The organism is Pseudomonas luteola NBRC 103146 (genome assembly GCF_002091675.1).
GTDB lineage: Bacteria > Pseudomonadota > Gammaproteobacteria > Pseudomonadales > Pseudomonadaceae > Chryseomonas > Chryseomonas luteola.
On the sequence record NZ_BDAE01000003.1, the window covers coordinates 351,775 to 374,338 of the forward strand.

The window sequence follows — 22,564 nt, forward strand, 5'->3', positions numbered from 1 at the left end:
AGCGTCACGCCAGAGCGTCGGATGTTTCTGATGTGCGTTCAATTGCTGTCTTTCTGTTCCTTGCTGTCGCCGCGCAGGGCCCGGGCCATTCCACGGCGTTTGCTGCGTTCCCAGTCCTCCTCGTGCTCACTCCAATGTTCTTCATAGTAGCGACGGGTCTGTTCGTTCTGAGCCGTGCTGGCACACTGGCGGTAGCCGTCCTCCCACCCCTGCGCGTAATAACGCTCCTGGTCATAGCGGGGGACGTTCTTATGGAGGGCCCCAATGCCATTTACCGCCTGTTTACCTGTCAGACACCCGTCGTGATAGCCATCGGCATAAGGAAGTGGATAACCCTTTGCAACCAACTGGTCATGGTAGCTCTCACAGCCGCTCAGCCCGGTAAGTAGCGTTACAGCCAATAACATTCTCATCCACATGGTCTTACTCCTGCGCAAACTTCGTCGCTGGCGCAGTACGAAGACCCTTGGATTGACTGCGCATAACCTGTTTCTTTTCCTGCTCCCTTCCCTTAAGCGTAGCCCCGGACTGGCGAGTCGGTGTTATTTCTGAAGTTAGGCACTTCCATGTCACAAATTCGTCAAAACGGTGTGACCGCTTCGTGTGCCATGATGACCGGGTAGGCAGTGCCATGCCTTGCTCTTATCCGGCTCGCAACGCCAGAATGCGGACAGATATGTCCGAACGACACAAGGATTTCCGATGCATGATCCTGTAGCTGCCGGCCTGCGCCTGGCACCTGACGAATTGACCAGTCCCTTTGATCCCGCCCAGCTGTCCTTTAGTACTACCGATGAGCTAGACCCATTCCGGGGTATTCTCGGGCAGGAGCGCGCTGTAGAGGCCCTGCAGTTTGGTGTGGCGATGCCACGTCCAGGCTATAACGTATATGTCATGGGAGAGCCGGGAACGGGACGGTTTTCCTTCGTGCAACGGTTCCTGAAAGCGGAAGGCAAGCGCTTGCCTACGCCCTCGGACTGGGCCTACCTGAACAATTTCGAAGAGCTGCGCGAGCCCCGTGCTGTCGAGCTGACCCCAGGCAATGGCGATGACTTCATCGCTGATATCGAGCAGCTGATCGATAACCTGCTCTCCACATTTCCAGCCGTGTTCGAGCATCCTGCCTATCAGCAGAAAAAGAGCGCCATCGATCGAGCCTTCAACCAGCGCTACGACCAGGCGCTGGATGCGGTAGAACGTGCAGCGTTGGAAAAAAGCGTAGCGCTCTACCGCGACAGTACCAATATTGCCTTTACGCCCATGAAGGAGGGCAAGGCCCTGGATGAGGCTGAATTCGCCCAGTTGCCTGAAGCAGAGCGCGAACAGTTCCATGCCGATATATCCTCACTAGAGGAGCGGCTCAATGAGGAGCTTGCCAGTCTGCCGCAATGGCGTCGCGAATCCAGCAATGAGCTGCGCCGCCTGAATGAAGAGACCATCACGTTGGCTCTCCAGCCGCTGCTGGCTCCGCTGGTTGAGAAATACAATGACAACCCGGGTGTGTGTGCCTATTTGCAGGCCATGCAGGTCGACCTGCTTAAAACGGTGGTCGATCTGCTGATCGACGATGCCAAAACGGACACACAGCGCCGTAAGGATCTGAAAGAGCAATACCTGCCCAATCTGGTTATTGGGCACCATGCAACCAGTGGTGCACCGGTCATTTTCGAGCCCCATCCCACCTACGACAATCTGTTCGGTCGCATCGAGTACAGCTCTGATCAAGGCGCGCTCTACACCAGCTACCGACAGTTGCGTCCAGGGGCACTGCACCGGGCCAACGGCGGCTTTCTGATCGTCGAGGCGGAAAAACTGCTTACCGAACCCTTTGTCTGGGATGCCCTGAAGCGTGCCCTGCATTCACGTCAGCTCAAGATGGAGTCGCCGCTGGCTGATCTTGGTCGCTTTGCGACCGTCAGCCTGACGCCCCAGGTTATTCCACTAAACATCAAGGTCATTATCATTGGCTCACGGCAGCTCTATTACACCCTTCAGGAGCTCGACTCGGAGTTCCAGGAGATGTTTCGTGTGCTGGTGGACTTTGATGAAGAGATTCCGCTGCGTGACGACAGTCTCGAGCAGTTTGCACAGCTCCTTAAAACACGGACCTCCGAAGAGGGCATGGCGCCCCTGACCGCAACGGCAGTTGCGCGTCTTGCCACTTACAGTGCTCGTCTGGCAGAGCATCAGGGGCGATTGTCGGCTCGAATCGGTGATCTATTCCAACTGGTCAGCGAGGCGGATTTCATTCGCCAGCTGGCAGGCGACGAAGTGACCGATCGAGGCCACGTAGAGCGTGCCTTGAAAGCCAAGGAAACCCGTACAGGTCGTGTCTCGGCCCGTGTGCTGGACGACATCATGGCGGGTCAGATCCTGATTGATACAGAAGGCGCCGCAGTCGGTAAATGCAACGGCCTAACCGTCCTTGAGGTAGCAGACTCGGCCTTTGGTATGCCAGCGCGTATCTCCGCTACGGTCTATCCCGGCGCCAGTGGCATTCTCGATATCGAGCGAGAGGTCAGTCTTGGGCAGCCGATCCACTCCAAGGGTGTGATGATCCTGACAGGCTATCTGGGAAGTCGCTACGCCCAAGAATTCCCTTTGGCCATTTCTGCCAGTATTGCCCTTGAGCAGTCCTATGGCTATGTGGATGGTGATAGCGCCTCTCTGGGAGAAGCCTGCACCTTGATTTCCGCGCTTTCACGTACGCCGTTGAAGCAGTGTTTTGCCATAACCGGCTCCATTAATCAGTTTGGTGAGGTGCAGCCTGTTGGCGGCGTCAACGAAAAAATCGAAGGCTTCTTCCGCCTATGTGCTGCACGCGGCCTCACCGGCGAGCAAGGTGTGATCATTCCTAGGGCCAATGTAATCAACCTCATGCTTGATGAGCGCGTGGTAGAGGCGGTTAGAGAGGGGCGCTTCCACATCTATGCCGTTCGTCAGGCAGACGAAGCGCTAAGCCTTCTGGTCGGTGAGCCGGCAGGTGCACCAGACGCACAAGGACGTTTTCCTGAGGGCAGCGTGAATGCTCGGGTTGTCGAGCGGCTTAAAGACATCGCTGAACTTGAGATAGAAGATGAACTGGCCGACAAATTGAAAGATAAGAGCAAAAAGGACACGCACGACGAGAACTGAGTACATAGCGGTCAGGTCGGAAGAATGAGAGATGTGCCATGGCTTGCGGGTCATGGCACACCGCAGCTGGCTTGCGCTGCTGAAGTTCGTTATCGCTCCTCGATAACTCCTCGGGCACGACAGGCTTATTAGAAAAAACAGATCGAGGAAGATGCCATGCCGCGCAGCATCACTCTAATTCGTCCTTGCCTGGGTCTTGTTACCCGTATCGAATGTGAAGTCAAACCACTGGCTCATCAGCCAGGAATGTGGACTTTACTGTGTGCTGCTGGCCTAACGGGTCAGCATCCAACGGCGATCAAAGCGCAAGGGCCTTTTCACGGACCGGTTGTCGCTGAGGCAGTCATGGCAGCGATTGCCGAGAATCTGCAGGAACAAGGCTATGTTCCTGCGTCTGATCCACAGATCTGGCGCTTGCACATTCAAGGTGAACTCCGTCGAATGAACGGAGAACGTGCACAACCTGTCATGAAGTACCAAGCTCGACCCGAGCTGTGAGCAAATTGGCCCAAAAGGGTTGGGCCTCTCATGATTTGCCATGATTTGTACCGTTCCAGGCGTTTGTCGGGGCGGTATGCGCCGGTATACTCGCCGGATCACTTGTCATGAGCGAGTTACATGGAACGCTTTTTCGAAAATGCTATGTATGCTGCCCGCTGGCTGCTGGCACCTATCTATTTTGGTCTTTCGCTAGCCCTGGTCATGCTGGCCATCAAGTTTTTCCAGGAAATCTTTCATTTACTCCCGCATATATTCGAACAAACTGAAGCAGATCTGATCCTGTTGGTCCTGTCGCTGATCGATATGGCTCTGGTGGGCGGTTTGCTAGTCATGGTCATGCTGTCAGGCTACGAGAACTTTGTGTCTCAACTTGAATTGGGAGATGACAAGGAAAAACTCAGTTGGCTCGGCAAAATGGATTCCAGTTCATTGAAGAACAAGGTCGCCGCTTCCATTGTTGCGATTTCATCGATTCACTTGCTGCGAATCTTCATGGACGCAAAAAATGTCGATACCACCTATCTGAAATGGTACGTGATCATTCACCTGACCTTCGTGCTCTCGGCATTTGCCATGGGTTATCTAGACAAGCTCACCAAGCATGACCATTAACGGGTCGTAAGAGGTCAAGACAGTTGTTAGCCGTGCTGGCAGCTACTTTCCCGGAGGCGCTATGAGACTCGAAGAGTTAAAGGCATTAGCCCAGGCAGGTCGCATTCAGGAACTCAACCTTCTATCGCTGGAAGGAGGGTTCTATATCCTTGACATACTCGGCGTAGAGACTCGCAGCTGCCTTCAGGAAAACGATGGCAAGACCATGCACCTGCGCTCGCCCGGCCATGCCCAGCATGTGCTCAGGGAGATACCGGAGCTTCCCTTCTACCTTGTGCAGTATTCTCCCTATGACGAAATGGTGGGCGCTGCGCCGCGTAGCGAGGCGCCTTTAAAGACGCGCCTTGGTTTCAACCGTAACGGTGAAGTAAGCGTTTGAGCCTGAGCGGTAGCTCAAAGAGAGACAGTATCACCCGTCATTTACCTGCCGCATGCACGCCAAGCCTTGCAGTCGTCTGTGTTAGGCTGGGCGTTTTGTAGCCGAGGTAACTAATGAGCGAACTCAATCTGGACACGCATGAAAGTCGTGTGAGCTACGGCATTGGCCGTCAACTGGGCGATCAGCTTCGTCAGAATCCGGTACCTGGCATGTCTCTTGAGGCTGTGCTGGCGGGTTTGTCGGATGCCTACACCGAGCAAGACAGTCGTGTGTCGGTTGATGATCTGAATGACAGCTTCAAACACATTCGCGAGCGTATGCAGGCTGAAGCGCAGGCCAAGGCTGCTGCAGCCGCAGAAACCGGTGCCGCCTACCTGCTGGAAAACGCCAAGCGCGACGGCGTTGTGCTGTTGCCTTCTGGCCTTCAATACGAAGTGCTGGTTGAAGGGCAGGGCGACAAGCCTAGCCGCCAGAGTCATGTGCGTACCCATTACCATGGCACCCTGATCAACGGCAGCGTCTTTGACAGCTCTTATGAACGTGGCCAGCCTGCCGAATTTCCCGTCGGTGGCGTCATTGCAGGCTGGACCGAAGCGTTGCAGCTGATGAGTGTAGGCAGCAAATGGCGCCTAACCGTGCCGAGTGAGCTGGCTTATGGCGCTCAAGGTGTTGGCAGTATCCCGCCCCATAGCGTACTGGTCTTCGATGTAGAGCTGCTCGAGATTCTCTGAGTCTTAGGGCTGACCGCAAGACCAGCTTAGCCAAAGCTCTGCTGACTGCTGTCCTCCGGCCGCAAGGCACGTGCATAGCAGAACAGAAAGAGTTGGCGGACCTGTTCCTTTTGGCGAGCAGGTTCGCTGCTGCTCAAACTTTGCACATCAAGCTCGCCCATCTCCCACAGTTCATTCAATGCGTCTTCATCCAGTACAACGCATACCTGTCCAGTCTCGCGATTGAGTATGCGAAGGTAGGGGTGTGGGCGGTCCAGCCAGGCATCGATCAAATAAGTCATGACATATCCCTCCATATCAGGTGTATGAATGAGAATAATTCTTGTTATTGATTAATCAAGGGTTAATCCGAATTTTTCTGGCCAAGGCGACCAGCAGCACATAACAGACATAAAAAAACGCCACGTGCCTGACGGCAGGTGGCGTTCTTTTTGGTTGCTATATCAGTGTGTACGCGCTACTGCAAATTGGCTTAGCTCGATGAGCGCATCACGGTGAACGCTGTCAGGCAGGCTCTCCAGGCAGGCAATGGCCCGCTCGGCATAGTCACGTGCCAGATTGGCGGTGTAGTCAAGCGCGCCGGCGGCTTCGACTGCATTGCGAATACCTTCCAGGTCCTTGCTGCCACCTTGCTGAATGGCCTTGCGAACCAGGGTCGCCTGTTCCTCGGTGCCTTCTCGCATGGTTACGATCAGGGGAAGGGTAGGCTTACCCTCTGCCAGGTCATCACCCACATTCTTGCCTAGCGTCGTAGCGTCGCCGCGGTAATCCAGCAGGTCATCGACCAGCTGGAAGGCGATGCCAAGATAATCCCCAAACTGCCGAAGGGACTCTGCCTGCGCACTTGAGGCGCCACACAGGGCCGCAGCACTGTGTGTTGACGCTTCGAACAGCATGGCGGTCTTGCCACGAATGACCTCCATATAGATCTCTTCGGTTGTGCTGGCGTCACGGACCTTGGAAAGCTGTAGCACTTCCCCTTCGGCAATAACGCGTGTTGCCTGGGAGATAATGCGCATGACCTCCATGGACCCCAGCTCGACCATCATCTCGAAGGAGCGGGCATAGAGAAAATCACCCACCAGCACGCTAGGGGCATTACCCCAAAGGGCATTGGCCGTTGAGCGTCCGCGACGTAGACCTGAGGCATCGACAACGTCATCGTGCAGCAGGGTTGAGGTGTGCAGGAACTCGATGGTGGCTGCAAGTAGCCGAATCGGGTAATCGCTATGGCCCAATGCATTTCCAGTCAGCAGGACCAGGAGGGGACGTAGGCGTTTCCCGCCAGCGGAGACGATGTAGTCTCCGATTTTTTCGACCAGGGGCACGCGGGAGGTGAGTTGTCGGCGAATGATGCCATCGACTGCGGCGAAATCATCAGCCACCACGCGATAAAAGGCCTGGGGTTGCGTCATGTAGGGCGTATCCAAGTGCGGTGCGTTGTTACAGCACAGTGCGCGCCGGGGCGGAGCGCTGGGCGCGTAACCTGCCGGGGCTCCAATAGGGTTGCGCGGCATGCTAGGGGGGAGGGGTGGCACTGTCAAGGCAGAGTAGTGCAGCCCTTGCTACATTATCCCTTCTTGCGTAGAATTGCTGGCCCTGAAATCCCAAGGGTTAACCCCCTGTCTTACGCAATTGCCTGGGCGTCTATCCACCCCATGCAGCCATGCCGGTCAATCACTCTTTTTATAAAGCACCGGGTGAGCAGGTTAAACGGAGATATTCCATGTACGCAGTAATCGTTACCGGTGGCAAGCAGCACAAAGTCACCGAAGGTGAATTCCTGAAGGTCGAGAAGCTCGACATCGCAACTGGCGAAACCGTGACTTTTGATCGCGTTCTGCTGGTTGGCAACGGCGATGACGTCAAGATCGGTCTGCCGGTAGTTGATGGCGCCAAAGTAACTGCTGAAGTAGTTGCTCAGGGTCGTCACGACAAGGTCAGCATCATCAAATTCCGTCGTCGTAAGCATCACATGAAGCGTCAGGGCCACCGTCAGTGGTTCACTGAAATCAAAATCACCGGCATTCAGGCCTGATTGCCTTTTCGGAGAATTGACACATGGCACACAAAAAAGCTGGCGGTTCCACCCGCAACGGTCGCGATTCAGAATCTAAACGCCTTGGCGTGAAGCTGTTCGGCGGCCAGGTTGTTAAAGCAGGTAACATCATCGTGCGTCAGCGCGGCACTCAGTTCCACCCCGGTTACGGCGTTGGTCTGGGCAAGGATCACACTCTGTTCGCTAAAGTCGACGGCGTGATCAAGTTCGAAGTGAAGGGTGCCTTCGGCCGTCGCTATGTAAGCGTCGTTGCTGCCTAAGCGCAGATTCACCGAAAAAGCCCTGTCTTAACGACGGGGCTTTTTTGTTTCTGTATTCTATTCTTTTCCAGTTATTTTCAGTCGGCCCGCTCCGGCGGGAGGTTTTAATGAAGTTTGTCGACGAAGTTTCCATTCACGTGCAAGCCGGCGATGGCGGTAATGGCATGATGAGTTTCCGCCGGGAAAAGTTCATCGAGAAAGGTGGGCCGAACGGTGGTGATGGTGGTGACGGTGGCTCTGTATGGTTGGAGGCCAACGTCAACCTCAATACCCTGGTGGATTATCGGTACACCCGCCGTTTCCAGGCGCAGCGTGGCGAAAACGGTGGCAGTACGGATTGTACGGGTGCCAAGGGTGAAGATCTGGTTCTCCAAGTGCCTGTAGGTACGACTGTTATCGATGCGGGCACCCAGGAAGTGATTGGCGATCTGACCCAGCCGGGACAGCGTCTGCGTGTAGCGCAAGGCGGCTGGCACGGGTTGGGTAACACGCGCTTCAAGTCCAGTACCAACCGTGCTCCCCGCCAGACCACCAAAGGTAAGCCTGGTGAGGCGCGTGATCTCAAGCTTGAGTTGAAGGTCTTGGCAGACGTAGGTCTGCTTGGTCTGCCAAATGCTGGCAAGAGTACATTTATCCGGGCGGTGTCGGCAGCCAAGCCCAAAGTGGCGGACTACCCTTTTACAACGTTGGTGCCTAATCTGGGTGTTGTGAGTGTGGGGCGCCTCAAGAGCTTTGTTGTGGCGGATATTCCCGGTTTGATCGAAGGCGCTTCCGAAGGTGCAGGGCTGGGGATTCGCTTCCTCAAGCACTTGGCGCGTACACGCCTGTTATTGCATCTGGTCGATATGGCGCCGCTGGATGAAAGCGATCCGGCTGATGCGGCTGAGACGATTCTCAATGAGTTGAACAAGTTCAGTCCGGCGCTGATGGAGCGTGACCGCTGGCTGGTTCTGAATAAGGCTGACCAGATCCTGGATGAGGAAGAGCGTGATGCTCGGGTCAAGGCTGTCGTTGAGCGTCTGAGCTGGGAAGGGCCTGTCTTTGTGATCTCGGCCCTGGAGCGTAACGGCACCGAAGCGTTGTGTCAGGCTATCATGCGCTATCTGGATGAGCGTGCCGAGCGTATCGCTGAAGATCCAGCCTTTGCTGAGGCGGCGCAGGAACTGGATCAGCAGATCGAGGATGAGGCCCGTGCTCGCCTACAGGCGTTGGACGATGCGCGTGCGCTGCGTCGTGCTGGCATAAAGAGCGTCGATGATGAAAGTCTCGACGATGACTTCGATGATGATGACGAAGACGATGGTGAAGGACCAGAGATCATCTATGTCAGATAAAGAGCTTTCGATGCGCGATCGGGTGACTCGCTCCGAGCGTTGGGTGGTAAAGATTGGTAGTGCCTTGCTGACGGATGATGGGCGCTGCCTTGATGGCCGTGCCATGTCGGACTGGGTCGAGCAGATGGTTGCTCTGCATCGTGCGGGTGTTGAGCTTGTCCTCGTATCCTCTGGCGCAGTGGCGGCAGGCATGAGTCGATTGGGCTGGGCTTCGCGGCCCAGTGCCATTCACGAGTTGCAGGCTGCTGCGGCTGTTGGTCAGATGGGCTTGGTTCAGGCATGGGAGTCCAGTTTTGCCGAGCATGATGTGCAAACGGCACAGGTGCTGCTTACCCATGATGACTTGTCCGACCGAAAGCGTTATCTGAATGCTCGAAGCACCCTTCGAACCCTGGTTGAGTTGGGGGTGGTGCCTGTCATCAATGAAAACGATACGGTCGTTACGGATGAGATCCGTTTTGGTGACAACGATACATTGGCTGCTCTGGTGGCAAACCTGGTTGAGGCGGATCTGTTGGTTATCCTGACGGATCGTGATGGCATGTTCGATGCCGACCCGCGACATAATCCTGAAGCCGCGCTAATCAGCGAGGCTCGTGCAGACGATCCTGCGCTGGATGCGGTGGCTGGTGGCTCTGCAGGGGCGTTGGGGCGTGGTGGTATGCAGACAAAGCTGCGTGCGGCTCGTCTGGCAGCTCGCTCTGGTGCCTGTACGGTTATCGTAGGTGGGCGCATTGAGCGCGTACTGAGCCGGTTGCGTGAGGGTGAGCGGCTGGGTACGTTGCTTTCCCCTGAGCGGGGCTTGGTGGCGGCTCGCAAGCAATGGCTGGCAGGTCATCTTCAAATGCGTGGTGCATTGGTGCTGGACGCGGGGGCGGTAAAGGCCCTTACTGAAGACCATAAGAGTCTCTTGCCTGTAGGTGTTAAAGCGATAGAAGGCAGTTTCCGTCGTGGTGAGATGGTGGCGTGTGTGGGGCCTGACGGAAATGAAGTGGCGCGCGGACTGGTAAATTACAGTGCTGCCGAGGCACAGAAGATCATGGGGCAGTCCTCAGAGTTCATTGGTCAGGCGCTTGGGTATGTCTATGAGCCTGAACTTGTTCATCGAGACAATATGGTGCTGGTGTAACGTCACCCGCATGAAGCACGGCGCCGATGGGCGCCGTTTTTTATGCCTGAAAACGCAGGCAATAAAAAACCGGCTTTCGCCGGTTTTTTATTGCAAGCTAAGCCTTAAGCGGCAGCAGCTTGGCTCATAGCCTTGATATGGGCATTCAGGCGGCCTTTGTGACGAGCAGCCTTGTTCTTGTGAATGATGCCCTTGTCGGCCATGCGATCAATCACAGGTACTGCAGCGGCGTAGGCAGCTTGTGCTTTTTCCAGATCTTTAGCGTCGATCGCTTTAACTACGTTCTTGATGTAAGTACGAACCATTGAACGCAGGCTAGCATTGTGGCTGCGACGCTTCTCAGCCTGTTTGGCGCGTTTTTTGGCGGAAGGTGTGTTTGCCACCGTCGAGCTCCTCGAAAAACTGGGGGGGTACCACGCAAATAAGGCCGCGAATCATGCCGATGTGTTAATCGATTGTCAAGGTTATAAAGACGGCTGGACGAGTGGTTGGTAACAACTGCATCTGTACGTGCTTTATCTGTTTGATCGTCCTACACTCGCGGGCTTGCCTATGAGGCATCTTCTTGAGGCTTGGAGACACACAGGCCCTGTCATCGGTATGTATAGAATCCAAACGCATGAACCTTCTTAAATCGCTAGCTGCGGTTAGCTCAATGACGCTTGTTTCCCGGGTGTTGGGCTTTATTCGCGATACCATCGTAGCACGTATTTTTGGCGCAGGGATCGCCACTGATGCTTTCTTCGTAGCGTTCAAGCTGCCGAATCTGTTGCGGCGCATCTTTGCAGAGGGCGCATTCTCCCAGGCGTTTGTCCCGATTCTGGCAGAATACAAGAGCCAGCGCGGAGAAGAGGCGACCCGAACCTTTATCGCCTACGTATCAGGCCTGCTGACGCTGGTCCTGGCGATTGTGACCCTGGTGGGCATGGTAGCTGCGCCCTGGGTTATCTGGATTACCGCCCCTGGCTTTAGCGATACGCCTGAAAAGTTTGCGCTGACCACTTCACTTCTTCGCGTAACCTTTCCGTATATTCTGTTGATTTCCCTGTCATCGCTTGCCGGTGCAGTGCTCAACACGTGGAACCGGTTCTCCGTCCCGGCGTTTGTGCCCACGCTCCTAAACGTCAGCATGATCTTTTTTGCTGTCTTCCTGACGCCATACTTTGATCCACCGGTCATGGTGCTTGGATGGGCTGTACTGGCGGGCGGTTTTCTACAGCTGGTGTACCAGCTGCCACACTTGAAAAAAATTGGCATGCTTGTGCTGCCTCGCCTCAATCTACGGGACAGCGGAGTCTGGCGGGTATTGAGGCAAATGATCCCGGCCATTATCGGAGTGTCGGTTAGCCAGATTTCCCTGATCATCAATACCATCTTTGCCTCTTTTCTGGCTGCCGGTTCGGTTTCATGGATGTATTACGCCGACCGCTTGATGGAGCTGCCTTCCGGTGTTCTGGGTGTTGCGCTTGGTACTATCCTTTTGCCGGCGCTAGCCAAGACTTATGCCAAGGATGATCGGCACGAATACTCCCGCCTTTTGGATTGGGGGCTTAGGCTCTGCTTTCTTTTGGTTCTGCCGTGCTCGTTGGCGCTAGCGATTTTGTCCGAGCCGCTGACTATTTCCCTGTTCCAGTACGGTCGTTTTACGGCTCATGATGCACAAATGACCCAGCATGCCTTGATCGCCTATTCGGTAGGTTTGGTCGGAATCATTTTGGTCAAGGTACTGGCCCCCGGGTTTTATGCTCGACAGAACATCAAGACGCCTGTTCGGATCGCTATTTTCACATTGGTAGTAACCCAGCTCATGAACCTGGCCTTTATTGGTCCGCTTCAGCATGTAGGTCTGGCCTTGGCGATCGGGCTGGCCGCCTGTATCAACGCGGGTCTTCTCTATTGGCAGTTGAGAAAGCACAAGCTTTTCGAGCCGCAGCCCGGATGGACCTTGTTCCTGATCAAGCTAGTGGTTGCGGTTGTGGTCATGTCGACCGTACTTCTAGGGCTGCTTTATGTCATGCCCGCATGGGATCAGGGCAATATGCTGGCGCGCTTTTCACGGCTTGGACTGGTAGTTGCTGCTGGAGTGATCGCTTATTTTGGCGTGTTGGCGGCATTTGGATTTCGTATCAAAGACTTCACGAAAAAAGCGCTGGCATGACCAATGGTTTGATGTTCATGGGCAAGCTTGTCAGTGACTGCCTGTTGTCTGCGGGCAAGCGTGCGTATAATCGTAGAATTTGCAAATAGAACGCGTGCTATGCAGCTGGTTCGAGGCCTTCATAATCTCAGTCCCCTGCCGCAGGGCTGTGTTGCCACCATAGGCAATTTCGACGGAGTACACCTGGGACATCAGGCGATTCTGGCTCGTCTGCATGAACGAGCAATAGAGCTCAGAGTGCCTAGTTGTGTAGTTATATTCGAGCCACAGCCGCGTGAGTACTTTGCGCCTGAACAAGCTCCAGTGCGGTTGACGCGCCTTCGCGAGAAGCTGGAGTTGCTATCCAGAGCAGGCGTAGACCGTGTTGTGTGTCTGGCCTTCAACCGTCGACTGCGCGAGCTTTCAGCACGAGCCTTTATCGATCAGGTGCTTATCCAGGGATTGGGCATCAAGCACCTTGAGGTCGGGGATGACTTCCGCTTTGGCTGTGACCGTGCTGGCGACTTTGATTTTCTGGTCGATGCAGGGCGGATCAACAGGTTTACGGTTGAGGCCGCTACAACGGTCGAGTTGGATGGCATGAGAATAAGCAGTACGCGCATTCGAGAAGCGTTGGCTTCGGGGGATCTGTCTCTTGCAAATCGAATGCTGGGACGCCCCTATACCTTATCCGGGCGTGTACTGCATGGACAGAAGCTTGCTCGCCAATTAGGCTGGCCTACTGCTAATGTTCAGCTGAAGCGCCGTCTGCCACCCATGAAAGGGGTTTATCTGGTCAACGTGGATATTCATGGCCAGATCCGGGGAGGCGTTGCAAATATTGGTCTTCGTCCTACTGTAAAAGGCGATGGCCGTCCCCATCTTGAAGTACATCTTCTCGAATATGCTGGCGATCTGTATGGTCAGCATCTGACTGTTGTTTTTCACCGCAAGCTGCGAGACGAGCAGCGTTTCGCCTCTCTGGAGGCATTGAAGGCGGCGATTGATGCCGATGTCGCCGCCGCCCGAGCTTATTGGCTGGGCCAACCGCTTGATGAGATCTGAAGAGCCCGAAATGACCGATTACAAAGCCACGCTTAACCTTCCAGCTACCGATTTCCCCATGAAAGCCGGCTTGCCGCAACGCGAGCCTGAAACCCTCAAGTACTGGAATGGTATTGGTCTCTACCAAAAGCTGCGCGAAATTGGCAAAGGGCGTCCTACCTTTATCCTTCATGATGGCCCGCCCTATGCCAACGGCAATATTCATATTGGTCATGCGGTCAACAAGATCATCAAGGACATTATTGTCCGCTCCAAAACCCTGTCGGGTTATGACGCACCCTATGTTCCCGGCTGGGATTGCCATGGCCTGCCTATCGAACACAAGGTTGAGATCACCCACGGCAAGCATCTGCCAGCCGACAAAACCCGCGAACTCTGCCGTGCCTATGCGGCTGAGCAGGTAGAAGGACAGAAAGCCGACTTCATTCGCTTGGGTGTGTTGGGTGAGTGGGATAATCCCTACAAAACCATGGATTATGCCAACGAGGCGGGAGAAATCCGTGCATTGGCTGAAATGGTTCGTAAAGGCTTTGTATTCAAGGGTCTGAAGCCGGTCAACTGGTGCTTCGATTGCGGTTCTGCATTGGCCGAAGCTGAAGTGGAATACGCGGACAAGCAGTCCATGACGATCGATGTAGCCTTTCCCAGCGCCGAGGATGACAAGCTTGCTGCTGCCTTCGGCCTGGAAGCGCTGCCCAAGAAAGCCTATATCGTCATCTGGACTACTACACCCTGGACCATCCCGGCCAACCAGGCGCTTAATGTGCATCCCGAGTTTGACTATGCACTGGTGGACGTGGGCGACAAGCTGCTTCTGCTGGCTGAGGAACTGGTCGAGAGCTGCCTTGCGCGGTACTCGCTGGAAGGACAGGTCATCGCGACGGCTAAGGGTGAAGCGCTGGAGCTGATCGCTTTCAATCATCCTTTCTACGATCGCCGTTCGCCCATTTACCTTGCTGACTATGTTGAACTGGGTGCTGGTACGGGTATTGTGCACAGTGCGCCTGCTTACGGTGAGGATGACTTCCGGTCCTGCAAGCGCTACGGCATGACCAACGATGACATTCTGAGTCCCGTGCAGAGCAACGGCGTTTATGTCGAGTCGTTGCCCTTCTTTGGTGGCCAGTTCATCTGGAAAGCCAATCCCGCCATTGTCGAGAAGCTGCGCGAAGTCGACTGCCTGATGGCCAGCGAGAATATCACTCACAGCTACATGCATTGCTGGCGTCACAAAACCCCACTGATCTACCGTGCGACCGCGCAGTGGTTTGTGGGCATGGACAAGCAGCCAGTAGAGGGCGGCACCCTTCGTGAGCGTGCCTTGGCAGGCATCGAGCAGACCCAGTTTGTGCCCGCCTGGGGACAGGCCCGTCTGCATGGCATGATTGCCGGTCGGCCTGACTGGTGTATCTCGCGTCAGCGTACCTGGGGTGTCCCGATTCCATTCTTCCTGCATAAGGAAAGCGGAGAGCTGCATCCTCGCACGGTAGAGTTGATGGAAGAGGTTGCTCAGCGCGTTGAGCAGGCCGGTATCGAGGCGTGGTTCAAGCTGGATGCTGCCGAGTTGCTGGGTGATGAAGCCCCCCAGTATGAAAAAATCGCTGATACGTTGGACGTCTGGTTTGACTCGGGCACTACCCATTGGCATGTGCTACGTGGTTCGCATCAGCTGGGCCATGATCAGGGGCCGGTTGCTGACCTGTATCTGGAAGGCTCCGACCAGCATCGTGGTTGGTTCCACTCATCGCTGCTGACTGGTTGTGCCATCGACGACCACCCACCCTACAAAGCATTGCTCACGCACGGGTTTACCGTAGATGAGAATGGCCGCAAGATGTCCAAATCGCTGGGCAACGTGATTGCACCGCAGCAGGTAACGGATACGCTGGGCGCTGACATTTTGCGCCTATGGGTTTCGGCGACTGACTACTCGGGTGAAATGGCGGTTTCCCAACAGATCTTGCAGCGTTCGGCTGACTCTTATCGCCGTATCCGCAATACTGCACGTTTCCTCCTTTCCAACCTGAACGGCTTCGATCCTGAACAGCATCTGCTGGCATCGGAAGACATGATCGCTATTGATCGCTGGGCTGTGGATCGCGCGCTCCTGTTGCAACATGAGCTTGAGGAAGCCTACAACGAGTATCGTTTCTGGAACGTGTACCAGAAAGTGCACAACTTCTGTGTGCATGAACTGGGTGGCTTCTATCTCGACATCATCAAGGATCGCCAGTACACCACGGGCACTGACAGCCGCGCTCGCCGTTCCTGCCAGACAGCCATGTTCCATATTGCGGAAGCACTGGTTCGCTGGATTGCGCCTATCTTGGCCTTCACTGCCGAGGAAATCTGGCAATACCTGCCAGGCAAGCGCAACGAGTCTGTCATGCTTAATACCTGGTATGACCAGTTGACCGAGCTGCCAGCTGACACTGAGCTTGATCGCGCATTCTGGGATCAGGTGGTGGCGGTCAAGGCTGCTGTCAACAAGGAGCTGGAAAACCAGCGTAACGCCAAGACAATCGGCGGCAACCTTCAGGCAGAAATCACGCTGTTCGTTGACGGCCCGCTGAGTGCGATACTGAAGAAACTGGGTGAAGACCTGCGCTTTATCCTGATCACTTCTCGGGTCGAGGTTGCAACGTTTGACGAGGCGCCTGACGAAGCGGTAGAGAGCGAGGTGGCAGGTCTCAAACTTCTGGTTCGCAAATCAGGCAGCACCAAGTGTGCCCGTTGCTGGCACCATCGTGATGACGTAGGAATTGATCCCAACCACCCTGAAATCTGTGGCCGTTGCGTCAGTAACGTCTTTGGCAATGGTGAGGTGCGCCGCTATGCCTGAGGCAGGCCGTTTTGGCCGTCTGGCCTGGTTATGGTTGAGTGTGGTCGTCGTTGTGTTGGATCAACTGAGCAAGGCTTATTTTGAAGGGCAGCTCAGTCTGTATCAGCGCATCGAGGTGATTCCTGATCTGTTCAGCTGGACGCTCGCCTATAACACAGGCGCAGCGTTCAGCTTTCTGGCGGATCATTCCGGTTGGCAGCGTTGGCTTTTTGCTGCGATTGCCATTGCAGTCAGCATTACCCTAGTAGTCTGGCTCAAGCGGTTGGGACGCAACGATACCTGGATTGCTATTGCGCTGGCGCTGATCCTGGGCGGCGCTATCGGTAACCTGTACGACCGTATCGTGTTGGGGCACGTTATTGATTTCGTCCTTGTACATTGGCGGGAACATCTGTTTCCCGCTTTCAACTTGGCAGACAGCGCCATTACCGTAGGTGCCATCATGCTTGCCCTGGATATGTTCCGTACCAAAAAGACAGGAGAAGCCCATGTCTGAGATAACGGTTGGTCCGGAAACGCGCGTAACGCTCAATTTCGCGATCAAGCTGGAAAACGGCGATATTGTTGACACAACCTTTGACAAGGCGCCTGCAACGTTCAGGGTAGGGGACGGCAATCTCCTGCCTGGCTTCGAGCAAGCGTTGTTCGGCTTGCCTGAGGGCGCGCGTAGTAGCCTGACGATTCTGCCTGAGCAGGGGTTTGGTCAGCCAAACCCGCAAAATCTGCAGCAGATGCCTCGAGACGATTTCGAGAATATGGACTTGTCCGAAGGGTTGCTGATTATCTTTACCGATGCGGCAGGAGGCGAAATGCCCGGCATCGTTAAATCCTTCGATGATCATGCGGTGATTATAGACTTCAACCACCCGCTTGCTGGGCGCACGTTGACGTTCGAAGTCGAAATTATCGCCATTGAGCCGGTTGTTGCCCATTGAGGCCTGCTCAGTAGCAGACGCTGAGCGAAAGGAATTCAACATGCAAATCAAATTAGCCAACCCTCGCGGATTTTGCGCAGGGGTTGATCGCGCAATCGATATCGTCAATCGCGCGCTTGATGTGTTCGGCCCGCCGATCTATGTCCGACATGAAGTGGTGCATAACAAGTTCGTCGTAGAAAACCTGCGCAACCGTGGCGCTGTTTTTGTCGAAGAGCTGGATCAGGTGCCTGATGACGTTATCGTGATCTTCAGCGCCCATGGCGTTTCCCAGGCGGTACGCAAGGAAGCTGAAAGCAGAGGGCTCAAAGTCTTCGATGCTACTTGTCCGCTGGTGACCAAGGTTCACATGGAAGTAGCCAAATACAGCCGTGACGGCCGCGAATGCATTCTGATTGGCCATGAAGGTCATCCGGAAGTAGAGGGCACTATGGGCCAGTACGATACGCGTAATGGCGGATCGATCTACCTTGTAGAAGACGAGGAAGACGTTGCGGCGCTTCAGGTCCGCAACCCTGACTCGCTAGCTTTCGTTACTCAGACTACGCTGTCTATGGACGACACAAGCAAGGTCATCGATGCCTTGCGCGGCAAGTTTCCGAACATCGGCGGTCCACGTAAAGACGATATTTGCTACGCCACTCAGAACCGCCAGGACGCGGTTAAAACACTAGCAACTGAGTCTGACATCGTTCTGGTTGTAGGAAGCCCCAATAGCTCCAATTCCAACCGTCTGCGTGAGCTCTCCGAGCGTATGGGTACGGCTGCCTACCTTATTGATGGTGCGGAAGATCTCAAGCAGGAGTGGTTTAGTGGGGTAGAGCGGATCGGTATCACCGCAGGCGCGTCAGCTCCTGAGATTCTGGTCAAAGGCGTTATTGACCAGCTGAAAGCCTGGGGCGCGAGCGAAGGGCTGGAGCTTGAAGGTCAGCCGGAGAATATTACGTTCTCATTGCCGAAGGAGCTTAGAGTAAAAGCTATATAATGTTTAAAACCGCCTTTGAAGACTCAAGGGCGGTAGTCATTCCTTCACTTCTTGTTTTATCGTCGCCAACACTCAGCCGAAGTTCCTGTCGCTGCTTGTCCTCTTACACCTGTGTTTGTAATCGTTAATGTTCCACAACGATCACTTGCCATCACTTTTCCGGCAACCGGCACCGCTTGTAGTGTGAAACTACTTTTAGTTACCGAACTTAGCTCTAGATTGTAAACGGCACTTCCATCTCTTGGAGAGGTTGTAAACGGTAAAGCCGGAGCTGTTCCGTCCGAATTGGAATACATTCCAGTTGAGGTGTAATTTCTTTCCATAAATTGCACAAGCTCCATTAAAGAAGCTTGTGCAGCTGTTCTGTTTGTTTTACGTATATGCTCGGTGTAAGACGGATAAGCTATTGCTGCAAGTATTCCAATAATAGCAACTACTACCATTACCTCTATTAAAGTAAAACCACGCTGAATAGTGCGGCGAGGGACAGCTTTGCCTAATCGCATTTTGCTTATAACTTTTATCATCTGATTTCTCGCCATGAAACTCTGTCAGACGTTCTTGATCCCGGAGGTGCAGGACTGCAGACGGGCTGATCTGCATTTGCGGACCCCGCAAAACAGATGAGGTCGGTACTACCTTCATTAGTAGCATTGCCATTGAAATAGCTAGGTGTATCTATGGCACCTAAATCAGGGTTGGAGATTCCAGAAAAAGGAATCTTATTTCCATTAGAGTCTGTGAAATAGTCATTATCATTGATAAGTCCATCACCGTTGAAATCGAAATAGTTATACGCCAATCGAGCACCAGTAAATACGTCTAGAGACATTACCCAACTAGTGGCCCCGCCTGAACAGGGATCGTCAGAGGGTGTTAATGTACTGAATGTGATGGTGCCATTTCTTAAAACACCTGCTGAAACAACCCGTTCACCAGTAAGCGAATTGGATCCACCCTCAGAGGCCTTCCATAATAGATCTAATACCCAACCAGACTTACCGGACATGTCCCCAGTGGCTGCTTCGCTCAAAATTCGGCCTTTTTGGCCGTTTACGTTTACTTCTTTTAGAATCTTACGTTCAGCTAGGTTCGTTCGGTTAACCGAACTCTCTCTGTCAATGATGGCGTAGTAGGACTCAATGCGTTGATTCTGCAAGAGATCAGTATCGACGGTTTGGTAGAAACTACCTGTACCAAATAGAATAATTGGTTTGCCATCGGTATTAAGAGCGGCTGTAAGAGATGCTGTAATAGGCTGGACTCTACCTGAGCTATCCCGTGCTGAGAAAATGGGAATGATGTTTTGGTTACCATTTCTAAAACCATCCCACTTACTTACATCCTCCCCTTTTATATCGAATCGCCAAAGATTGCCTTGGGTATCGCCTACGTAAATGCGATCCGCTAATCGGTCATTATTAATATCGATTGCTAAGGGTTGTGCCATTCCGCCAGTAGTATTGACTGTGAATTTTTTCAGCACATTTCCGTTAGCCGCATCAAGTACCCAAACATGACCTTTAGTAACGGATGAGTTTGTAAATCCACTACTAACGATAACGCCAAATTTTCCATTTGCTAATGCAACTACTGAGGGCTTCTGGACTGGATAAGACATGTCAGGTGCGGTGAACTCCCACATTACACTCCTGGCAGACATAGTGTCCGGGTTGGTGGCGTCTAAAGCGAAAACGCTTTTGCCTCCAGCACCGGTTGTGCCCACAACAATAGTTTTCCAGCTACCGTTTATCCAGGCGTCAGAGCTCGTCGGCGAGCCATCTACATAATACTGGTGGGAGTAATTTGGGTCGGTAAGCTTATATAAGTCACCTGTTATGCTTCGAGGTATATAGGCAAAGAGCTCACTACCTCCAGTTGACGAAACGGTCGCGTCAAATCCATGCAGCATCCCATCATTTGTACCTACCACAACCATGGGCTTACGATTGATATAGTCAGTGCTGCGACGAAAGCTCAAATAGCTGCTGCCTGCACCGCCCCAAATTGAGCCGGTCAGTAAGTTATAGCCATAATCTTGATTAGAAACATATTGGGGATCTGAGTTAATAATATCGCCCAATCGGCTGCCTCTTGAGCGGAACGGGTTAGAAGGAGTCGTTTTGGTTTTTTCTAGGTTTCGCTCGCCACGTAAGTAATTTAAGCGATTCTGGCCGGTATCACCTTCTACAGTAACGCCATTCGCTCTAGGTGTCTGAAGAGCGATTTTGGCGTCATTGTCCAGATTATTATTCCAGAAAAAGTCTATACCTCCTATGGATGTAGAGTAGACCCCTTGCTCTCTGGCGGTAAATCCATTCGATAGGAATATTTTTCGTGTACTGAGGTTAGTTAACGCATCTAGTTTAGACGCAGCGCTCCACGTTGGCGTTGCCGCAACTGAGCCAGAACCGCTGACAGTTTTTGCGAGAAGGTCTCCACTCCAGTTGGAGCTATTATAGAGAGTCTGAAAAACAGCGCTTTCCGTATTAAGCTGAGTCGAGTTGGTGGCAAGAGACGTAGATGTGCTTCTAACCTCTTTAACAATTTGGGAAAAAGCATTTTTTAAGCTGGCTGTCATATTCGCAGCATCGCTTGCTACGAAAAAGTTATCAGGCCGCTTATCTCCAGTAGGAAGAATTTCACCATTTGTCCACCAAAGATCATCTGTAATAGTGGCGCTGTTTGTCTCATTTGAATAAGGTGAAAAATTAGATGGCACCTTGAACCCGCCATATTTAGCCGCAAGCCAATATTGGTTTGAAGCGCGCCCCGCTAAGCTCTGATTTTCCCTTACATCGACCCAGTAAGTGGAAAGGGTCTGCTTGCCGCTCATATTAGGTCTGAGATCAACAGTATGCGAGTCATAAGCTAAGCCGGCTATATAGGCTGAGTTAGAACGTCCAGTATAACTGCTCGACGTTTCTTTAAGGTTGACGCCTTCAAGGCTTCCAACTTTTGCTGTGGCGGTAACGACGTTAACTGTCGTATCTGCTACGACCTCTGGAGGCTTGGGGCTGACTTCTCCTACCGAGCTGGTCGGACCCGGAAGATTTTTGTCTCTATGAGTGTTGGTGTCGCCAATGCCAAGTATTACGTTTTTTTGGCAAGAGTAATTAATAGGATCTTGCCACTTTGTAATAACGGGAAACCCGTCCGCTTGTGCGTAGCGCTCGGCTTGGGTTCCACCGGTAAGGTTGCTATATGCAGGAACATTACCCTGGTTTTTAAAATATCTTATAGCTGCGTAATAGAGTTCGCTAACAGGATCTAAACTCTTGATAGCCTTGTAGGCAATAGGGTTTGTCTGATAGGGCATGGAGGCGAATTTGTTTAAATAATTTATTACGCCACTATCAGCAACGCCATTGCCTGTACTAATAGCATCGGCAGGATTAGGGTTTTTTACTAAAATGCCAGTGGTGGCATTCCATTCTGCATATGGGTTCGTTGATCCATCAGTATCTTTCGGGCCTATGCCCTTCTGGTTTGCCCGTAAAACGCCACCATCGCGTCCTTCGCTGGAGTCGTTAAGGTAGCCAAATACGCTGTAGCGTAGCGTATCCGAATATTGCTGAAGCAGACCTTCTGGTTTGTAATTAGTTGATGAGTAGCGCTTACAGTTACTTTCCAGGCCGCCAGCCGCAGGGCTTGGATCGCATACTTTTACTTGAATTCTTAAGCGATAAACGCTCTTAACTTGTGATCCTCCGTTCTCATTGACGCGATACGAAGGTATGAGCCTGCCATTGTTAAGCTGGGCGCTATTGTTTGGGTCATAGTCGATCCACTCACTCCTTGATGTTGGATCATCGCCGAGCTTGTCCGACCAATTTGAAAATACCATATCGGTATTTAGACCACTTAGACGGATATACATGCTATTCCAGCCAGAGGATACTGGTGTGGCGCCCGAGAACTCGGCTGCTGGAATCATTCCTTGACCTGAGTTAGTCCTATCGCCTGTACTATTTTGGCCACTGTGACGCGCCTTTTGCAAAATAGTGAGGTTTTCTTGGTCAACAGCTCTTAAGCCTCCCGTTAGCGCGCTGCGGAAGGGATCAATAGTCGGCGTTGCAGCCCAGTTTAAGAAGTTTCCGCTCCACTTACCATTACATTTATGGTTAGTGGCTAAGCCATTTGGATAGAACCAGCCATCATTGCTGGTCTTGTTATATAGATAGCACTTGCCAGAGTCGAAGTAGCCAGAGTACTCATTAGCTGAATTGTAACTGCCTAGGTTTGCCACGGACAAAACAGTAGGCCATTCTACGGAAGGTACCAACGCCAAGCTTCCAGGTACGTTTCCACTGCCTAATAACAGCGGTGTCTGGGAAACCTCTGCATAAACACCTGTTGCTGTAAAGGAAGCAAAAGCTACTAAAGCAAAGCTTTTAAAGATTGAGTAATTGTTTTTTAAGGGAGTCATTATGGCGATAATTTCCTTATGCGTTAGCATC

At 53.1% G+C, this 22,564-nt stretch carries 21 protein-coding genes; 15 read left to right on the forward strand and 6 right to left on the reverse strand.

From position 1 onward, the window contains the following. Positions 1–38 precede the first annotated feature (38 nt). Positions 39–419, reverse strand: coding sequence for a hypothetical protein (locus tag PLU01S_RS06120; protein ID WP_074822907.1), 381 nt, complete (start codon positions 417–419; stop codon positions 39–41). Positions 420–702: 283 nt separating this feature from the next. Here PLU01S_RS06120 and PLU01S_RS06125 point away from each other — a divergent pair, with 283 nt between their 5' ends. The 5 genes from PLU01S_RS06125 (at position 703) to bamJ (ending at position 5,358) form a co-directional block, all read left to right on the forward strand. Beyond that, a complete protein-coding gene (locus PLU01S_RS06125) occupies positions 703–3,135 on the forward strand; it encodes a Lon protease family protein (RefSeq protein WP_010797168.1) in 2,433 nt (810 codons plus the stop codon). 156 nt (positions 3,136–3,291) lie between these two features. Beyond that, positions 3,292–3,633 carry a PA4575 family protein gene (locus tag PLU01S_RS06130; RefSeq protein WP_010797169.1) on the forward strand — a complete coding sequence of 114 codons (342 nt, stop codon included), beginning with the start codon at positions 3,292–3,294 and terminating at the stop codon, positions 3,631–3,633. 120 nt (positions 3,634–3,753) lie between these two features. After that, entirely contained in the window at positions 3,754–4,248 is a 495-nt protein-coding gene (locus PLU01S_RS06135; protein WP_010797170.1) for a TIGR00645 family protein, read from the forward strand. Positions 4,249–4,309: 61 nt separating this feature from the next. Next, the gene (locus PLU01S_RS06140; protein ID WP_074822904.1) at positions 4,310–4,627 is read left to right on the forward strand and encodes a DUF6482 family protein; all 318 of its coding nucleotides are present in this window, start codon (positions 4,310–4,312) and stop codon (positions 4,625–4,627) included. Positions 4,628–4,740: 113 nt separating this feature from the next. Beyond that, positions 4,741–5,358, forward strand: a complete 618-nt coding sequence (gene bamJ, locus PLU01S_RS06145; protein ID WP_074822902.1) for a BamJ family beta-barrel-assembly machinery protein — start codon at positions 4,741–4,743, stop codon at positions 5,356–5,358. A 26-nt stretch (positions 5,359–5,384) separates the two neighbouring features. Here bamJ and PLU01S_RS06150 read toward each other — a convergent pair whose 3' ends face one another. Then, the gene (locus PLU01S_RS06150) at positions 5,385–5,639 is read right to left on the reverse strand and encodes a PA4570 family protein (RefSeq protein ID WP_010797173.1); all 255 of its coding nucleotides are present in this window, start codon (positions 5,637–5,639) and stop codon (positions 5,385–5,387) included. A 162-nt stretch (positions 5,640–5,801) separates the two neighbouring features. Further along, positions 5,802–6,773, reverse strand: a complete 972-nt coding sequence (locus tag PLU01S_RS06155) for a polyprenyl synthetase family protein (RefSeq protein ID WP_074822899.1) — start codon at positions 6,771–6,773, stop codon at positions 5,802–5,804. A gap of 311 nt (positions 6,774–7,084) precedes the next feature. Between PLU01S_RS06155 and rplU the strand changes: the two genes are divergently transcribed. From rplU to proB, 4 genes are all read left to right on the forward strand, one after another. Next, entirely contained in the window at positions 7,085–7,396 is a 312-nt protein-coding gene (gene rplU, locus PLU01S_RS06160; protein WP_010797175.1) for a 50S ribosomal protein L21, read from the forward strand. Positions 7,397–7,419: 23 nt separating this feature from the next. Then, complete coding sequence (gene rpmA, locus PLU01S_RS06165; RefSeq protein WP_010797176.1) at positions 7,420–7,677, forward strand: 50S ribosomal protein L27; 258 nt, start codon at positions 7,420–7,422, stop codon at positions 7,675–7,677. A gap of 107 nt (positions 7,678–7,784) precedes the next feature. Further along, positions 7,785–9,011, forward strand: coding sequence for an Obg family GTPase CgtA (gene cgtA, locus PLU01S_RS06170; protein ID WP_074822896.1), 1,227 nt, complete (start codon positions 7,785–7,787; stop codon positions 9,009–9,011). Positions 9,012–9,021: 10 nt separating this feature from the next. Then, positions 9,022–10,140: a glutamate 5-kinase gene (proB, locus tag PLU01S_RS06175; RefSeq protein ID WP_074822893.1), complete on the forward strand. Its 1,119-nt coding sequence runs from the start codon at positions 9,022–9,024 to the stop codon at positions 10,138–10,140. Positions 10,141–10,244: 104 nt separating this feature from the next. Here the strand turns inward: proB and rpsT are convergent, their stop codons facing one another. Then, positions 10,245–10,523 (reverse strand): 30S ribosomal protein S20, encoded by a 279-nt coding sequence (gene rpsT / locus PLU01S_RS06180; protein WP_010797179.1) that lies wholly within the window; start codon positions 10,521–10,523, stop codon positions 10,245–10,247. A gap of 236 nt (positions 10,524–10,759) precedes the next feature. On the opposite strand from rpsT, the gene murJ reads away from it, so the two are divergent. The 6 genes from murJ to ispH all read left to right on the forward strand — a co-directional run bounded on the left by murJ (position 10,760) and on the right by ispH (position 18,104). After that, on the forward strand, positions 10,760–12,298 hold the full coding sequence (gene murJ / locus PLU01S_RS06185) for a murein biosynthesis integral membrane protein MurJ (RefSeq protein WP_074822887.1): 1,539 nt from the start codon (positions 10,760–10,762) through the stop codon (positions 12,296–12,298). A gap of 99 nt (positions 12,299–12,397) precedes the next feature. Beyond that, positions 12,398–13,342: a bifunctional riboflavin kinase/FAD synthetase gene (gene ribF / locus PLU01S_RS06190; protein ID WP_074822878.1), complete on the forward strand. Its 945-nt coding sequence runs from the start codon at positions 12,398–12,400 to the stop codon at positions 13,340–13,342. Between the two features lie 10 nt (positions 13,343–13,352). Next, positions 13,353–16,184, forward strand: a complete 2,832-nt coding sequence (ileS, locus tag PLU01S_RS06195) for an isoleucine--tRNA ligase (protein WP_074823471.1) — start codon at positions 13,353–13,355, stop codon at positions 16,182–16,184. After that, positions 16,177–16,680, forward strand: a complete 504-nt coding sequence (lspA, locus tag PLU01S_RS06200) for a signal peptidase II (RefSeq protein ID WP_010797183.1) — start codon at positions 16,177–16,179, stop codon at positions 16,678–16,680. The genes ileS and lspA overlap by 8 nt, the downstream gene beginning before the upstream one ends. Next, on the forward strand, positions 16,673–17,119 hold the full coding sequence (locus tag PLU01S_RS06205; RefSeq protein WP_010797184.1) for an FKBP-type peptidyl-prolyl cis-trans isomerase: 447 nt from the start codon (positions 16,673–16,675) through the stop codon (positions 17,117–17,119). Before lspA ends, PLU01S_RS06205 begins: the two co-directional genes overlap by 8 nt. A gap of 40 nt (positions 17,120–17,159) precedes the next feature. Further along, positions 17,160–18,104: a 4-hydroxy-3-methylbut-2-enyl diphosphate reductase gene (gene ispH / locus PLU01S_RS06210; RefSeq protein WP_010797185.1), complete on the forward strand. Its 945-nt coding sequence runs from the start codon at positions 17,160–17,162 to the stop codon at positions 18,102–18,104. Positions 18,105–18,160: 56 nt separating this feature from the next. Here ispH and PLU01S_RS06215 read toward each other — a convergent pair whose 3' ends face one another. Further along, complete coding sequence (locus tag PLU01S_RS06215) at positions 18,161–18,646, reverse strand: type IV pilin protein (RefSeq protein ID WP_353681962.1); 486 nt, start codon at positions 18,644–18,646, stop codon at positions 18,161–18,163. Next, positions 18,628–22,563, reverse strand: coding sequence for a pilus assembly protein (locus tag PLU01S_RS06220; protein ID WP_074822875.1), 3,936 nt, complete (start codon positions 22,561–22,563; stop codon positions 18,628–18,630). The genes PLU01S_RS06215 and PLU01S_RS06220 overlap by 19 nt, the downstream gene beginning before the upstream one ends. Position 22,564 lies beyond the last annotated feature (1 nt).

What these genes read in the sequence shown, in the direction of transcription:
- PLU01S_RS06120 (WP_074822907.1), bottom strand. Translation starts at nt 419, where the DNA reads ATGTGGATGAGAATGTTATTGGCTGTAACGCTACTTACCGGGCTGAGC.
- PLU01S_RS06125 (WP_010797168.1), top strand. Translation starts at nt 703, where the DNA reads ATGCATGATCCTGTAGCTGCCGGCCTGCGCCTGGCACCTGACGAATTG.
- PLU01S_RS06130 (WP_010797169.1), top strand. Translation starts at nt 3,292, where the DNA reads ATGCCGCGCAGCATCACTCTAATTCGTCCTTGCCTGGGTCTTGTTACC.
- PLU01S_RS06135 (WP_010797170.1), top strand. Translation starts at nt 3,754, where the DNA reads ATGGAACGCTTTTTCGAAAATGCTATGTATGCTGCCCGCTGGCTGCTG.
- PLU01S_RS06140 (WP_074822904.1), top strand. Translation starts at nt 4,310, where the DNA reads ATGAGACTCGAAGAGTTAAAGGCATTAGCCCAGGCAGGTCGCATTCAG.
- bamJ (WP_074822902.1), top strand. Translation starts at nt 4,741, where the DNA reads ATGAGCGAACTCAATCTGGACACGCATGAAAGTCGTGTGAGCTACGGC.
- PLU01S_RS06150 (WP_010797173.1), bottom strand. Translation starts at nt 5,639, where the DNA reads ATGACTTATTTGATCGATGCCTGGCTGGACCGCCCACACCCCTACCTT.
- PLU01S_RS06155 (WP_074822899.1), bottom strand. Translation starts at nt 6,773, where the DNA reads ATGACGCAACCCCAGGCCTTTTATCGCGTGGTGGCTGATGATTTCGCC.
- rplU (WP_010797175.1), top strand. Translation starts at nt 7,085, where the DNA reads ATGTACGCAGTAATCGTTACCGGTGGCAAGCAGCACAAAGTCACCGAA.
- rpmA (WP_010797176.1), top strand. Translation starts at nt 7,420, where the DNA reads ATGGCACACAAAAAAGCTGGCGGTTCCACCCGCAACGGTCGCGATTCA.
- cgtA (WP_074822896.1), top strand. Translation starts at nt 7,785, where the DNA reads ATGAAGTTTGTCGACGAAGTTTCCATTCACGTGCAAGCCGGCGATGGC.
- proB (WP_074822893.1), top strand. Translation starts at nt 9,022, where the DNA reads ATGCGCGATCGGGTGACTCGCTCCGAGCGTTGGGTGGTAAAGATTGGT.
- murJ (WP_074822887.1), top strand. Translation starts at nt 10,760, where the DNA reads ATGAACCTTCTTAAATCGCTAGCTGCGGTTAGCTCAATGACGCTTGTT.
- ribF (WP_074822878.1), top strand. Translation starts at nt 12,398, where the DNA reads ATGCAGCTGGTTCGAGGCCTTCATAATCTCAGTCCCCTGCCGCAGGGC.
- ileS (WP_074823471.1), top strand. Translation starts at nt 13,353, where the DNA reads ATGACCGATTACAAAGCCACGCTTAACCTTCCAGCTACCGATTTCCCC.
- lspA (WP_010797183.1), top strand. Translation starts at nt 16,177, where the DNA reads ATGCCTGAGGCAGGCCGTTTTGGCCGTCTGGCCTGGTTATGGTTGAGT.
- PLU01S_RS06205 (WP_010797184.1), top strand. Translation starts at nt 16,673, where the DNA reads ATGTCTGAGATAACGGTTGGTCCGGAAACGCGCGTAACGCTCAATTTC.
- ispH (WP_010797185.1), top strand. Translation starts at nt 17,160, where the DNA reads ATGCAAATCAAATTAGCCAACCCTCGCGGATTTTGCGCAGGGGTTGAT.
- PLU01S_RS06215 (WP_353681962.1), bottom strand. Translation starts at nt 18,646, where the DNA reads ATGGCGAGAAATCAGATGATAAAAGTTATAAGCAAAATGCGATTAGGC.
- PLU01S_RS06220 (WP_074822875.1), bottom strand. Translation starts at nt 22,563, where the DNA reads ATGCTAACGCATAAGGAAATTATCGCCATAATGACTCCCTTAAAAAAC.